This window comes from Halolamina sp. C58, assembly GCF_051195095.1.
GTDB lineage: Archaea > Halobacteriota > Halobacteria > Halobacteriales > Haloferacaceae > Halolamina.
In genome coordinates this window covers 238,036-251,814 of sequence record NZ_JBNTJY010000002.1, presented here as the reverse complement: position 1 = coordinate 251,814, position 13,779 = coordinate 238,036, and the positions used below count along the sequence as shown (strand labels likewise).

Annotated in this window: 16 protein-coding genes; 10 read left to right on the top strand and 6 right to left on the bottom strand. The window is 69.8% G+C overall.

Annotation, left to right across the window (positions count from 1 at the left end; translation table 11 throughout):
* Positions 1-102: 102 nt before the first annotated feature.
* The 4 genes from ACQUSM_RS11745 to ACQUSM_RS11730 all read left to right on the top strand — a co-directional run bounded on the left by ACQUSM_RS11745 (position 103) and on the right by ACQUSM_RS11730 (position 4,241).
* Positions 103-1,569, top strand: coding sequence for a hypothetical protein (locus ACQUSM_RS11745; RefSeq protein ID WP_435118787.1), 1,467 nt, complete (start codon positions 103-105; stop codon positions 1,567-1,569).
* Positions 1,566-2,195, top strand: a complete 630-nt coding sequence (locus ACQUSM_RS11740; RefSeq protein ID WP_435118785.1) for a hypothetical protein — start codon at positions 1,566-1,568, stop codon at positions 2,193-2,195. The genes ACQUSM_RS11745 and ACQUSM_RS11740 overlap by 4 nt, the downstream gene beginning before the upstream one ends.
* A gap of 137 nt (positions 2,196-2,332) precedes the next feature.
* A complete protein-coding gene (locus ACQUSM_RS11735) occupies positions 2,333-2,875 on the top strand; it encodes a type II toxin-antitoxin system death-on-curing family toxin (RefSeq protein ID WP_435118783.1) in 543 nt (180 codons plus the stop codon).
* A gap of 82 nt (positions 2,876-2,957) precedes the next feature.
* Positions 2,958-4,241 carry a hypothetical protein gene (locus ACQUSM_RS11730; protein ID WP_435118781.1) on the top strand — a complete coding sequence of 428 codons (1,284 nt, stop codon included), beginning with the start codon at positions 2,958-2,960 and terminating at the stop codon, positions 4,239-4,241.
* Positions 4,242-4,427: 186 nt separating this feature from the next.
* Here ACQUSM_RS11730 and ACQUSM_RS11725 read toward each other — a convergent pair whose 3' ends face one another.
* Entirely contained in the window at positions 4,428-4,778 is a 351-nt protein-coding gene (locus ACQUSM_RS11725; RefSeq protein WP_435118780.1) for a DUF5518 domain-containing protein, read from the bottom strand.
* A 100-nt stretch (positions 4,779-4,878) separates the two neighbouring features.
* Between ACQUSM_RS11725 and ACQUSM_RS11720 the strand changes: the two genes are divergently transcribed.
* The 6 genes from ACQUSM_RS11720 (at position 4,879) to ACQUSM_RS11695 (ending at position 10,316) form a co-directional block, all read left to right on the top strand.
* Entirely contained in the window at positions 4,879-5,079 is a 201-nt protein-coding gene (locus ACQUSM_RS11720) for a dodecin (RefSeq protein WP_435118778.1), read from the top strand.
* 56 nt (positions 5,080-5,135) lie between these two features.
* A complete protein-coding gene (locus ACQUSM_RS11715; protein WP_435118777.1) occupies positions 5,136-6,530 on the top strand; it encodes a bifunctional metallophosphatase/5'-nucleotidase in 1,395 nt (464 codons plus the stop codon).
* Positions 6,531-6,578: 48 nt separating this feature from the next.
* A complete protein-coding gene (locus tag ACQUSM_RS11710; RefSeq protein ID WP_435118775.1) occupies positions 6,579-6,998 on the top strand; it encodes a universal stress protein in 420 nt (139 codons plus the stop codon).
* An 80-nt stretch (positions 6,999-7,078) separates the two neighbouring features.
* Positions 7,079-7,999, top strand: coding sequence for a S49 family peptidase (locus ACQUSM_RS11705; protein WP_435118773.1), 921 nt, complete (start codon positions 7,079-7,081; stop codon positions 7,997-7,999).
* A complete protein-coding gene (locus tag ACQUSM_RS11700; RefSeq protein WP_435118771.1) occupies positions 7,992-8,921 on the top strand; it encodes a DUF4350 domain-containing protein in 930 nt (309 codons plus the stop codon). Before ACQUSM_RS11705 ends, ACQUSM_RS11700 begins: the two co-directional genes overlap by 8 nt.
* A gap of 171 nt (positions 8,922-9,092) precedes the next feature.
* Complete coding sequence (locus ACQUSM_RS11695) at positions 9,093-10,316, top strand: tripartite tricarboxylate transporter permease (protein ID WP_435119699.1); 1,224 nt, start codon at positions 9,093-9,095, stop codon at positions 10,314-10,316.
* Here ACQUSM_RS11695 and ACQUSM_RS11690 read toward each other — a convergent pair.
* The 5 genes from ACQUSM_RS11690 to ACQUSM_RS11670 all read right to left on the bottom strand — a co-directional run bounded on the left by ACQUSM_RS11690 (position 10,313) and on the right by ACQUSM_RS11670 (position 13,675).
* Entirely contained in the window at positions 10,313-11,257 is a 945-nt protein-coding gene (locus ACQUSM_RS11690; protein WP_435118769.1) for a metal-dependent hydrolase, read from the bottom strand. The two genes, ACQUSM_RS11695 and ACQUSM_RS11690, sit on opposite strands and share 4 nt — an antisense overlap.
* A gap of 54 nt (positions 11,258-11,311) precedes the next feature.
* On the bottom strand, positions 11,312-11,893 hold the full coding sequence (locus ACQUSM_RS11685; RefSeq protein ID WP_435118767.1) for a mechanosensitive ion channel domain-containing protein: 582 nt from the start codon (positions 11,891-11,893) through the stop codon (positions 11,312-11,314).
* A gap of 132 nt (positions 11,894-12,025) precedes the next feature.
* Positions 12,026-12,337 carry a DUF7116 family protein gene (locus ACQUSM_RS11680; protein ID WP_435118765.1) on the bottom strand — a complete coding sequence of 104 codons (312 nt, stop codon included), beginning with the start codon at positions 12,335-12,337 and terminating at the stop codon, positions 12,026-12,028.
* 194 nt (positions 12,338-12,531) lie between these two features.
* Positions 12,532-13,017 carry a hypothetical protein gene (locus ACQUSM_RS11675; RefSeq protein WP_435118763.1) on the bottom strand — a complete coding sequence of 162 codons (486 nt, stop codon included), beginning with the start codon at positions 13,015-13,017 and terminating at the stop codon, positions 12,532-12,534.
* Positions 13,004-13,675 carry a nucleotidyltransferase domain-containing protein gene (locus tag ACQUSM_RS11670; RefSeq protein WP_435118761.1) on the bottom strand — a complete coding sequence of 224 codons (672 nt, stop codon included), beginning with the start codon at positions 13,673-13,675 and terminating at the stop codon, positions 13,004-13,006. The genes ACQUSM_RS11675 and ACQUSM_RS11670 overlap by 14 nt, the downstream gene beginning before the upstream one ends.
* Positions 13,676-13,779 lie beyond the last annotated feature (104 nt).

Sequence of the window (13,779 nt, the reverse complement as noted above, 5' to 3'; positions counted from 1 at the left end):
GGCTGAACGGACGTCCCTGGCCCAAAACGTCTTGTGAGCACACGAACTGATAGTGCGTATGACACTGGCCCACAGCGGACCCCCCGACGCGGAGCACGACCGATGGTGGTCACCGTGAGCCACGGGCGACCGACGGCCGTCACCGACGGCGAGGCGGCCGCCGACGCGGTCACGCTCTCTGAGGGCGAAGCGGCGCTGTTGACGGCGATCAGGCGTGACTTCGTCGGCAATGAGGCGCGACAGGCCACGGCGGCGGGCGCCGCGGCGGTGCCGCTGGTGGCCACGCTCTCGGAGCTGGCCGACGCGGCCGACCGCGGGAAGGGCCGGCTCACCAGCAACCACGAACACGAGCTGCTCGACTGGGCAGGGCTGTCACTCCGGGTCCCGCCGATCTGGAGCAGCGCGAACGACCAGGGGCTGTACGCCTTCTACAGCTACCAGCAGGCGATGCTCCGGACGATCGCGACGGCCGACAGCGACCACGAGATCCAGCTCCCCGACGGGGAACGAGCCCGGCGCGCGCTCCGCTACGTCGGCGCGGAGCTGATCGCGGACCGCCGCCTCGAGACGGAGGCGGCGACGGCCGATGGGGAGGGCGAGGCCACCGACGAGCCGGGGATCGACACCGACGACGAGCGGCTGACCGAACTGCTCGAGTCGGTCGGGTTCGACCCCGACACCGACCCCCAAGCCGTCGTCGAGTGGATCGACGACACTCTCGAACACGGCCGCGAGTCGTACATCGCCGCCCGGAGCGGCTCGGACCCGGCGACCGAACGCGAGGACCTCCGGGAGACCCGGTACGAGCTGAACAGGCGGATCCACTGGCTCGGCCTACAAGTCGACGACGAGTCGGACGACGAAGGCGGGGCGCCGGCGATGCCCGACCCCGCGGACGGCGTTCTCGGCTACGACTGGGTTCGGACCGGCGACCACCGATGGAGCGGACGGCCGCTCCGCGGGCTGCTGTACGCCGTTCTGACTGAGTCGGACCGCCTCGATCTCCCGGACGACAGCGTCGACCTGATCGAACTGATCAACTACGGCGACGTGTCGGTCCACGCCTACGAGGTGCCCACCGAGCAGCCCGATATCACCTTCCTCAGGGGCGACGAACCGGCGGGGGACCCGGACCACATCGACCGCCACGCCGTCGACTTCCGGGCAGTCGGCGACTTCTCGGGTCTCGGTCGTCTGACGACTGAGACCGTCGAGAACGCCATCAAACAACACCTCAACATGTTCCAGCTACTCGCTCGGTACGACGACTCGATCGAACGCGTCCCACCGACCACCGCGGCGGGCGACGACAGGCCGGCGGCCGCGACGGCGTCGACGGACGACGGTTCGACTGACGGCGCCGCCCCGGCCAGCATGACCGACGAAGCGGCGAGCCGCAAGGAGGACGCCCAGTTGGAGACGCCGTTCGACGACCTCGTTCCCGACGGGCTGCGCGAGGCGATGGACAAGGTCCACGACGGCACCCGTAACGGTGAGTACGAGAACGAAGCGTACCTGTCCGACGGCGAGATCGTCGGCACGAGCCACTCCTGGGAGACAGGCCGATGACGCCGGACCCGTTCTTCGACCCCGAGGCGGACACCAACCAGTTCATCGACCCCGGGACCGAGAGCGTCGAAACCGTGTGGGCGAAGGCGCTCGTGGACGACCTCCCGATCGATCACGGCGACGACCCGCGGAGCTACACCGACTTCCTGTTCGGCAACCCGGCGTTCACGATGACGGAGATCGACCCCGACTCGGCGGTGGTGCTCGTCGACCAGCTCCTCGATCGCTACCCGCCGATGGCGTTTTTCGACGTGACGGGCGCGTTGACGACTGAGGAGTGGGCCGACCTCAAGGAGCGCCTGGTCGTGCTGCTGGCCGAAGGCGTTGACGGCGAGCGACCCGGCCCGGCGAGTGCGTTCCCGGACGGCCCCGAGGAGGCGTCGGAGTACGGCGTCACCGCCGGACAGCCACAAGCAGGCACCCAGTCCGCGCACACCTCGGCGAGCAGCATGCAGGCCCCGACTGGCCGCGGCTTCGGCCCCGACCTGTCGGGCGTCGACACGCCGACCGAGCTCGCACGGGCCGTCGAGGAACTGGTCGAGGAGGCCGACCTCGACCCGGTACTGGCGCGGCAGGCGCTGGAGCTCGTACTCGACGATCTGGAGGACGAAAGCGACGACGAGTGAGGGCCGCCCCGTCCCGCCGCTCGGCGACGGGTTCGCGTCGCCTGGCGTCGCCGCACCGGCAGCCGACCTCGGCCCGGCTGCCGATCGCCCGCAACACCCTCGTGCCCGCGGTTCGAACTGCGCGACACGACACCGACATGGAGACGCTACTCTACCCCGACCCCGCGGCCGTGCTGGCGGTCCACGAGGACATCGTCGAGGGCCAGCCCGACTCGGAGCCGGGCGTCAGGACGCCCGCCGCCGTGGCGTCGGCGCTGTCGACCGTCTCGGTCGGCCACTTCGGACACGCGCCCGAAACCGTCCACGAGGCCGCCACGGAGCTGCTCCGGCTGCTGGTCGCCGAGCACCCGTTCGTGGACGGCAACAAGCGGACGGCACTGAACACCGCCGTGGTGGTGTACGAGATGAACGGCTACGCGCTCCCCTACGGCGACGAACGGATCCGCTCGATCCTGAAGCGCTTCGGCGTCGACGCCGCTGGGGTCGAGACCGCGGCCGTCACCGCGTACCTCCGGTCCACGGCGAGGCCACTCGCCGCCCCGGGGGACGACGAACGGCTGGCACTGGTCGACCGGATCACGACGACAAGCGACGACACGCGCGTGGCCGCGGTTCGCCGGCTCGCCGCGCTCGACCGGGAACGAAACGCCGCCACCTACGACCGGCTCGCGACCGAGTGAGCACCCTCCCTCGGGAGGAAGCGACGCGGAGCCGGGCGCTGAACGCGGATTCAAGTTGGGGCGGCGCCAAGGGAGCGACGAGATGAGCGAGGACGACGGCCCGACCCGTGACGAGCTCGCGGCGCGACCCACGGACGAGCTTCGGGAGCTGCTGTCGGCCACGCGTGACCCGACGGTCGCCGGCCGCGCGATCCGTGCGCTCCCCGTCTCGCCGGCGGCGGGCAGCCAGGAGACCACGATCGACGACGTGGCCCGTGCCGTCGAACGGTTCGATGACCCACCGCACTACGCGGTGGCCGAGTACTGCCGCCGCGTCGAGCAGCCGGTGCTGCTGACGGCCCATCCCAGCCTGCTGGGGTCGGCGCTTCGGGAGGGCCCGATCCACGACGACAACTACGTCCACGACGTGACGACGCCGATCGACGCGCTCGGGTCCCGGGACGACCCCACCGCCGGGACGTTCGTCGACGACTTGGTTGCGGCGCTCGATCGGGAGCCCCAGGGCCACGAGGGCGCAACGTCGCTCCTCGAAACGATCCGCCGGGTGCAGTTCGCCGAGAGCGAGATCGAACGCGACGAGCACGGCGCCCCGGAAACCCCCCTCACGGCCGACACCGTCCCTCTCTCGGCACATGCGGACAGCGTGGCCGAGCACGCCGACTCGATCGCGGCCGTCCTGGCGAGACAGTACGACCCCGGGCTCGCACAGACGTCCGAGACGGCGAGGGCGGCGCTCGTCGTACTCCACGGCATCGCGGCGATCGACCCGGACGCGGTCGCCGACCGGCGCGTCCTCGAACAGGTGGTTCGAGCGCTCCGAGAGCTCTCGCCGCGGAGCCGCGCGTTCCCGGCGGCCCGCAGCGTGCTGGTCTCGGTCGCCGAGGCGCGGCCGGACGCCGTCACCCCGCACGTCGACCCCGTTGTCGCGAGCGTCGCGGCGGGGCTCCGTGCGGCAGACGCGGATACCGAGTCCGGCCCCGATCCCCGCGAGACGGCCACGAAGCGTCTCGTCCTCGTCGCCGACCTCCTGGCGACCCACCCCGAGGAAACGGTCGAGGCGGCCGACTGGGCCCGACTGCGGAGCGCGTTCGGCCACGCGGGCCCCGCGACACGGGACGCCGGCGGCGCGCTCCTCGGCGCCGCAGCGGAGATCGAGGAACCGCTGGCCCGGGCGTTGCTCCTCGAACTGGTCGCCGTGGCTGCCCGGGAGTCGCCGGAAACGTTCGCGGCGCATCGGGACCGTATCGAGGCGCTCGCCCGAGAGGTCGTCGGGGAGGACGACCGGGAACGAACCCCCGGCCGCGCGAGCGCCGAACGGCGAATCGCGGACGCGGTCGATGCAGTCCAGTGGGCGACGGAAGACTGACCATCGATGAGCTGTCTCCCGGCGGACTGTCAGTTCCCCACCGTCGCGACCGCGAGGGGCCCGCGCGCCGGAAGCGCAGTGACCCGCGAGGTCGTGAGGCGATGTTCCCCCAGAGAAACCGGCCGTCTGGGTGCCCAGTTCCGATTCGCCGCCGCCTCGCTTGCCTATGCGTCCCTGCCTGACCGCTCAGTCCCGGAACTCCTCTGCGAGATACACCCCGAGCACGCCGCCGACCGTCGAGAGCGCGACGGTCGTGACGGCGACGAACAGGACGCCCACCAGCAGGATCACGATCCCGCCGGCGAACGCGTCGCCGAAGCCGAGGAAGGCGAACAGGAAGCCACCGAACAGGAGTACCACTCCCGCCATCGGGATCGCGGCGAACACGCCCGAAAGCGCGCCGACGCGGCCGCCGTCCCGGCGTTCGAGATAGCCCGCAGTCGCGCCGCCCAGCAGCGCGGAGACGCCGAGGAAGGAGAGACAGACCGTGACTGCCGCCCCGACCACCGCGTTCACGTACGTGTTGTCGGTCGCCATACGGGCCGTTCGGGCGAACGGGGCAAAAACCGTCCGGGCTCCGACGGTGCCCGGGCGACGGCCGCCCCGTTTATGTGTCCGCTCGCCGAACAGTGGGGTGATGGTTCACAAGAAGATCACCCTGATCGGATCGAGCGACGAGAGCTTCGACGACGCGGCCGACGCCGCGATCGACCGTGCGGAGGACACGCTGGACAACGTGAAGTGGGTCGAGGTGAAGGAGCTCGGCGTCGAGCTCGCGAGCGTCGACGACCGGGAGTATCAGGCCGAAGTAGAGGTCGCGTTCGAACTCCAGGGCTGAACGCCCCCGCGGTCCGACGACTTCTTGCTTGCCGACCGACTCCTTCCGGCTACTCGATGGTTCGTCTGCTTCACTACTCCGATATCGAGAACCTCTTCGACGACGCCGAGCGGGCGGGCCGCTTCGCCGGCCGGATCCGCGAACTCGACGGCGAGGACGCCCTCGTCGTCGGCACCGGCGACAACAGCGCCCCCGGCGTGGTCTCGCTCGCAGCCAGCGGGCGGCAGATCATCGACTTCGCCGATGCCGTCGACACCGTCGCGGACACGTTCGGCAACCACGACTTCGACTACGGCCCCGACGCGACCCGCGAGCTCGTCGCGGACAGCCCGTTCACGTGGGTCAGTGCCAATGCCCGCGACGAGGACGGCGAGCGGTTCGGCGCCGAGGCGGGTGTGGTGCCGTGGACGATCGCCGAGGCCGACGGCGAACGCGTCGGATTCTTCGGGCTGACCGACCCCGCGACCGACTCGATCAATCCGCAGGCGGCGCCGCTTTCGTTCACCGACCCCTATGAGGCCGCCGAGGACGCGGTCGCGGAGCTCCGCGACGAGGGCGTCGACTACGTGGTCGCGCTCTCCCACCTCGGCGGCGGCGACGACGAACTCGCCCGGCGGGTCGACGTGGACGCGATCCTCGGCGGCCACGTCCACAGCGTCCGCACCGAGCACGTCGACGGAACGCTCTGTACACGGCCGGGGGTGAACGGCCACGAGCTCGTCGAGGTCCAACTCGGCGCCGACGGCGCGGAAGCGGCCCGAGGTGACGGCGGCGTCGCCGCGAGCGCGCGCGTGATCGACCCCAGCGAGGGCCCCGTGCACGAGAACCTGACCGACGCGCTCGAGCGCCGGCGGGAGGCGGCCGGCCTCACGGAGACGGTCGCAACCGTCGCGGAACCGCTCGAACGAACCGACGAAACCACGTTCGGCGGCGAGTCCCGGATCGGCAACTTCGTCGCCGACGCCTACCGCGCCGCGGCCGACGCCGACGTGGGGCTCCAGAACGGTGGCGGGATCCGGGAGGGGCCGCCGCTACAGGGGGAGGTGACGATCGCGGATCTGGTGAGCGTGCTCCCGTTCGAGGAGCCCGTGGTCGTCGTCGAACTGACGGGGAGAGAGCTCCTCGAAACGTTCAGCGAGGCCGACGGCGCCGAACTCGACTTCGGCGAACCCCACTGGTGGCACGCCCACCTCAGCGGCGCCAGCCTGCGCTGGGACGACGAGGCGGGCGAACTGCTCGACGCGCGCGTCGACGGCGAGCCGATCGACCCCGATCGGCGCTACACGGTCGCGACCGCGGAGTACCTGCTCCACTCCGACCACGAGTTCCCGACGATCGAGCAGCGCCACCGTGCGGGCGAGGTGGGGATCCAGCACGAGGTGCTCGCCGATCACGCCCGCGACGGCGGCTTCGACGTCGCGGTCGAGGGCCGAGTGACGTTCGAGCCGTAGCCTCCGCGAAGGGGTACACATTTGTCCGCTCCTGTCGGAGTCCTCTCCATGACGCTGGTCGTCGTCCCGGTTCGGTACCCGCTCTCGAAACACTCCACGGCGACGCTGCGGGAGGCAGTCCGGATCGCCGACGAGCGCGACGCCGACCTGACGGTGCTCCACGTCGATCTCTATCAGGAGAACCGGAACGTGAGCCGTGCCGACCTCAAGCGGGAGATCGAGTCCGAGATCGGCACGATCGACCGCGCGCGCTACGTCGTCCGGCAGGGCTTTCTCGTCGAGGAGACCATCATGGAGGAGGTCGCCGACGAGGACGCCGACGTGGTGGTGATCGGCTCGAAACAGGCCGGCCGCTGGCGGAAGATGCTGAACCGGCTGTTCGAGTCGCCCGACGTGGGCCGGTATCTGGAGGAGCAGCTCGACTGCACCGTCATCACGGTGTCGGCGGAGGGCGAGACGGCGCAGTAGGCAGGCGCAGTCGGGGCGAACCAGTTGGCGTGCCGAACGTTTTTGGGAGGCCCGCGCGGCGTCAGTAGCAGAGCCCCGTCATGGACAACCCCATCGACAAGTACGTCGCGACGGCCCTCCGGTCGTACACGGTGCTCGCGATCGTCGGCCTGCTGATCGGCGCGACGGTCGCCGCGCCGTTCGCTGCGGGCGTGGTGAGCGGCGAACCCGACCGAATCGCCGTGGTCAGCATCGACGAGACGATCACTGGAACGACCGCACAGGACACGATCAGACGCCTCCGGCAGCTCCGCACCGACGGCTCGGTGAAGGCGGTCGTGCTGCGGATCTCCAGCCCCGGCGGCAGCGCGGCCGCCAGCGAGCGGCTCTACCTCGCGGTCACCCGCCTCGCCGACGAGAAGCCGGTGGTCACGAGCGTCGGCCAGTACGCCGCCTCCGGCGCGTACTACACGGCGGTCCCGAGCGAGGAGATCTACGTGACGCCGGCGAGCATCGTCGGCCACGTCGGCGTGATCGGCACGGCGCCGAGCGACGGGCTCAGCGCCCAGTCGACCACCGGCGCCGACAAGGCCCACCGCGGGATGACCCGCGACCAGTACTTCGCCGCACTCGAATCGATGAAGCGCGCCTTCGTCGGCGCGGTGCTGACCGAACGCGGCGACCGACTCAACGTCTCGCGAGCGACCGTCGCCGAGGCGTCGGCGTACCACGGCGGCCGCGCGATCCAGACCGGCTACGCCGACGAGATCGGCGGCCTCGAGAGCGCGATCGCCGGCGCCGCCGCGGAGGCGGGCCTCTCGGACTACCGCGTCGACTACTACAACCCCGCACAGCTGGCGTCGATCGCGAGCCTGCTCGGCGCCAACGGCAGCGTCGCGGGCAAGACGGCGCCGTACACCCACCGCGGGGTGGATTCGGTCCACTTCCTGATGATCTACGGGACGCCCGACGGAATCGACGCGAACACCACCGCTGCACGGGAGGTGACCGTCGATGCCTGATCTGGGGACGCTCGCACGTGTCGTGTTCTTCCTCTTCGTGGTCGTCCTCGCAGGCGCCCTCGGCGGGCTGACCGCCGGCGGCGCCGGCTCGACGCCGATCGACGGCGACGTGAACGCGCCGTCGTTCAACGCCGACGACTCGGTCGCGACGGTGCCCGAGCAGTCCGGCGACCTCACCATGGCCGCCGACGCCGAGGGGAAAGAGATCGTGATCGACACGGCCCACAGCGCGAGCATCGACCGCGAGGCGCTCGCGCCGATCGTGACGACGCTGACCGAGAACGGCGCGACCGTGACGTTCCACCTCGGCCCCCGTGCCGAGGGACAGCCCCTCAACGACTCGCTGAGTGAGGCCGACGCGCTGGTCGTGCTCGGCGGGGGAAGCACCTACACCGACGCCCAACTGGACGGACTCCGGGCGTTCACCGACGCCGGCGGCCGCGTGCTGGTGATGGACGAGCCCGAGAAGGCGAGCGGTTCGACCGCCCTGCTCTCGCTCTCGACCGGCGAGAGCAGCGTGCCGAGCCCGCTCGCGCCGATGCTCTCGCAGTACGGGCTCGCGACCGACAACGGCTACCTCTACACGCAGGGCGAGGAGACGCTGAACTACCGCGCGGTCGCCGGGACGCCCACCGGCGACGCCGACCTGACCGAGGGCGTCGACCGCGCCGTCTTCTACGAAGCGACGCCCGTGACCGGCGGCGAGACGGTGCTGACCGCCGAGGAGACGACCCTCTCCCAGACCCGGCGTGAGGGGAGCTACGGCGTCGTCGTCCGCTCGGACAACGTCGTCGCCGTCGGCGACACCAGCGTCGCGACACAGGAGTTCCTCCGCCGCGCGGACAACGAACAGCTGGTCGGGAACCTGCTCGACTTCCTCGTCTCCGGGGAGAAGTCGCCCGAGAACGCCCCGAACGGCTGATCCGCGTCCCAGCCACCGAGGGCTCCTGATCGCTCTCCCGTTCTCACCCCGGAGTTGAAGTAGGGTGACGGGACCACTCCTGCCCGGATGTGGCCCGCGTCGCTCCCCCGCGCGTTCGCCGACCTCCACCCAGTCGCGGCCGGGACGTTCGGCAGCGTCGCTGGCGTCCCGCTGGGTCCGCGGGCCGACACCGCCACGCTCGTCCCCGTCGCCCTCGCGACCCTCGCCGGCTGCCTACTCGGCACCTGTTCGGGGCTGGTCCCCGGCCTCCACGCCAACAACTTCGCGCTGCTGCTGGCGGGGGCGGCGCCGAGCGTCCCGCTCGACCCGCTGGCGCTGGGCGCGGCGATGCTCGCCGCCGGCGTCGTCCACACGTTCCTCGACATCGTCCCCTCGCTCGCGTTGGGCGTTCCCGACGGCGCGATGGCGGCGGCCGCGCTCCCCGGCCACCGATTGGTCCTCCGCGGCCGTGGCCGCGAGGCGCTGCGGCTCTCCGCGCTCGGCTCCGGCGCCGCTGTCGCAGTGGCAACACTCTTCGCGTTCCCCGTGACGTGGGCGATGCTCCGGCTGGCGCCCCTGTTGACCGCGTGGTTCCCGCTGGTCGCCGCCGCGGTGCTCGCTCTGCTGCTCGCGACCGAACCCTCTCACAGCGCGCGGCTGGCCGGGCTGCTCGCGTTCGCTGCGGCGACGGCGCTCGGCGCGGTCACGCTCGGCCTCTCGCTGTCGGGGCCGATCGCGGGCGGCGTGCTCGCGCCGCTGTTCGGCGGGCTGTTCGGGGCGCCGGTGCTACTCGACGCCCTCCACGGCGGCGGCGTGCCCGAGCAGGACGACGCCGCGCTCGCGATCCCGCCGCTCGACCTCGGCGTCTCGGCGGCCGCGGGCGGGCTCTCGGGCGCGGCGGTGGGCTATCTCCCGGGCGTGTCGGCGGGCGTCGCGGCGACGATCTCGCTGCCCGCGGTGCCGGCCCGGAGTGACCTCCGGGGGTTCGTCGTCGCGACCAGCGGCGCGAACAGTTCGACCGCGGTGTTCTCGCTGTTCGCGCTGGTCGCGCTCGGCGCGCCCCGTTCGGGCGTGCTCGTCGCGGTCGACGACGCCGGCGTGCCGCTCTCGCTGTCGGTGCTGTTGCCGGTGGTCGTCGTCGCGGCCGCGGTCGGCTTCGTCCTCGTCGGCGTGCTGGGCGACGCGGCGTTCCGGGCAGTCGCGCGACTGGATCAGCGACGGCTGGCGCTCGCGGTGCTCTGCCTGCTCGTCGGGCTCGCGGCGCTGTTCGCGGGGCTTGCGGGGGTCGCCGTGTTCTCGATCGCGACGCTCGTCGGCTTACTCGCGGTCCGGATCGGCGCGCGTCGAGTGTACCTCATGGGGGTGTTGCTCGGCCCGCTGGCGTTCGGACTCTAGAGCGCGACGTACGTGACGGCGTAGGCGGCGCCCGCGAGCGTCACCGCCGCCAGCCCAGTGAGTGCGGCACCGACGGCGTCGGGACGTTCGACGGCGACGTCGGGCAGACTGACCCGCGGGACGGCGCCGATCATCCCCACCGAGAGCACGGAGAACACGAACGGGTAGGAGAAGTCGAGCGTCGGCGCCGGGATCGCCAGCGCGGCCAGCGCGTAGCTCGCGCCCGCGCCCGCCCGGAAGTCGATCGCCTCGCGGATCGGGCGCTCCAGCAGCCACATCGCGACCAACAGCCCGGCCCAGATGGCGGCGAGTTCGACGCCGAACGCGCCGAGCAGGTGCAGCGTCGGATCTGCCGAGAGCGCGACGCGCTCGGTCACCAGCGGCGCCGAGAGCGGGTAGAGGAACGCGGGCGGCTCGCCGGTCGCGAGGTCGCCGAACGGGTGGGAGAGCAGGCCGACGAGGGCGACGGCGAACGTCGCTCGCGCGTCGAACGTGGCGTAGCGCCCAACGCCCTCGGCGACGAGCGCGGCGGCGACGACGAACACGGCCATCACCGCGCCGCCGAGCGTGCCGCTGACGACGGCCGCCACGGCGGTCAGCCCCACTCCGAGCAGGGCGGCAACGGCGAGCCACGAGCCAGCGCGGTCACGCCGGCCGCGGAGCCACGCGGCCGCGAGCGCGGCGGCGACGGGCGCGACCAGCAGCGAGTGGGTGATCGTCCGGTGGACGGCCGTGCTGGCCGCCCAGAACGAGCGGACGGTGCCCATCACGCCGCCCTCGGCGCCGACGAGGCCGACCAGCGCGTACACCATGTCGACGTCGGGGACCGCGGCGAACGCCGCGGCGACGACCCCCAGCCGGAGGGCGACCCTACGGTCGGTCAGCAGCGCCGCTGCTCCCCCTACCAGCGCGAACGCCAGCAGCGCGTGACCGACGAACATTACCTGACCTTTGCCGTTGGTCGTGATAAGCCTCCCGACACGCGTGGTACCGAGTCACACGGGCGGCTCGTCGCCGTCGCTGGCCGCTGTCTCGGGCTTCTGGTCGAGTCGGGTCCACTTCTTCTCGATCTCGGCGTTGCTCCGGACCACGGTGTCGCCGTTCTCGTCGTCGAACCGCGTCTTCCGGAGTTCAATGGCACGAACCGTCCCGGTCACGTCGCCGGCCTTCACACGGTCGCCCGGCATGAAGTCCGGGTCGCGCAGCAGGTAGACGCCGGCGACGGCGTCGGCGATCATGCTCGACAGCGAGTAGGAGACGCCGAGCGCGAGGAAGCCGGCCGCGGTCCCCATCGACGCGGCGATCTGTTCGAGGCCGACGATCGAGAGGAAGGAGAGCCCGATCCCGAACCAGAGGAACGCGGCGACGATGGTGCTCACGAACTGTCGGTACACGTCGGACTCCTTCGGGAGCGCGCGGCGGAGCGCGACTTCGACGATCGCCATCACGACTTTCGCGAGCACCGCCGCGATCAGCAGGAAGACGATCCCCGAGAGGACCCGCGGGATCGCGCCCGCGATCCCGTCGACGAATCGGTTGATCCCCTCCTGCACGACGCCGAACTGGAGCGACAGCATGGGCTACCCGTCGGGGGTCGAGCGTAAAAATGTGGGAGCCGAGGCCGTTGGCAGTCGTGCTCAGACACGACCGCGGCAACAGGCTCCGTCCCGGCAGCACGGAGGCTGCCGCGGGTCACGCGCCGCGGTCGGTTACGCTGCCCGGTGCACTTCGTACTCCCCGTCGTCGTCGACGCCGATGATCGCCCACTCGCCCTCGGGCGACTGCTCGGCCAGTCGTTCGTCGAGTTCGTCCACGCAGTCGGTCCACGTCACGAGGCATTCGAGGCCGTACTCCCCGTCGAGAGCTCCCGGCCGTGCCGCGTCCTCCGCACAGAGTGTCCGTACCCGGACGGACCGCCACTTCCGCTCCGCGACGAACTCCGGTCCGTCGCCGGAGACGGCGTAGCCGAGGCGTTCGAAAACGCTCCTCGCTTCCTCGTTCGGTGGGACCGTGCGCACCATGCACGTGGCAGTTGGGCGGTATTCGTGTTAAGTGTGTGGGTAGTTACCACAGAGTGGTTCGGTGACTGGGCGAAAGCGCGCGCGTCACGATTCCTCGGGATCCGTGGTTCCGAGTCGGCCAACTAATTCGAGTCGTCGAACTCGGAGGAGGAATAAGCTCTGCTGATAAACCAGAAACGGTCTGAAGGCACTGGTCAGCAGAGACATTCGTACCGTACTCGACTTCCGTTGACCAGGTTCTGGTGGACCTTCGATGCAAGCTCGTGCATCGCCTTCGCTTGCGCTTCGGTGGCGACCCCGAGTCGGTAGTACGTCTTTGTTCGGTTCTGGTTCCACAGCTCAGCGAGTCGTGTCCCGAACGCCTCGTTGTAGAGGCCGACCTCGGCGCCTCGTTGGTACAGTCGACGGTGACTACTAATCACTTCAGAGGACTCCATTGCGCCGTCGTGGATTAGTCGGAACTGGATCGACCGTTCTATTGCGACAAACGACGACTCGATGACGACAGTGTAGTAGCCGTCGTTGAGCAAGCGAGACGCAGCTGCCAACAGCCGACACGCTCGCCGGAGTTGGACTAATTCAGCTTCTTCGACATCGAGGCCCGCTTCGATGTTTTCGGGTGACTGCTCGAAGCTGCGTTCGGCTGCAGCCAACGCGTCCTCAACGTCACTGTTCTCCATCATCGAACACCTCCGCACGAACCTCAGATAGTTGGTCCGATCCCACGATAGTGATACCGTCTTCGAACTGTTCGCGGAGTCGGTTACCGATCCGTTTCGCGCTATCCGTTGATTCGACCAGTGTCTCGAACTCGAACCGGTTGCCGTCGAATTTCGTCGCTTCCAGATCACTCACGATCTCTTGGACAGTACGCCGTGCTTCCGTCCGGTCGGAATTAACGAAAACCAGCAAGTCGATGTCACTCGCCCGGTCAGCATCACCACGAGCAACGCTCCCGAAGAGAACGATCCCGACTAACTCAGCAATTTCTTCTTCCGCTCGTTCAACGAATGCACGAACCGGTTTCTGAAACTCCGGCTGCGGGATCGAAAGCACCGGATCCGTTTTCGTCAGTCTGTCGCGGTTGATACTCACGTACTGTTTTCGTCCCTCTCTCCGAGTCTGAACCGGACCGAGCTCCTTCAGGAGCGAAACGGCTTTCGAGACGGATGCCTGGTTCGCACCGACCATCTCTGCAAGTTGGTTGATTGTGAATTCCTGGTAGGGTTCCTCGATGAGGAGACCGAGAACGTCTTGCATCGCCTGGTATCTGAAGACACGCTCCTCCGGAAACGGGTACTCCAGAGCAACTGTGGGCCTCTCTTTCCCATTGAGCATACTATTCCTATTAGGAATACATCGGCATAAAACCCGGGCTCTGTTGAAACTACAACCGAATACTGAAATCGGAGGTCAGTGCGTTCGTGTGGTACAACACCTAC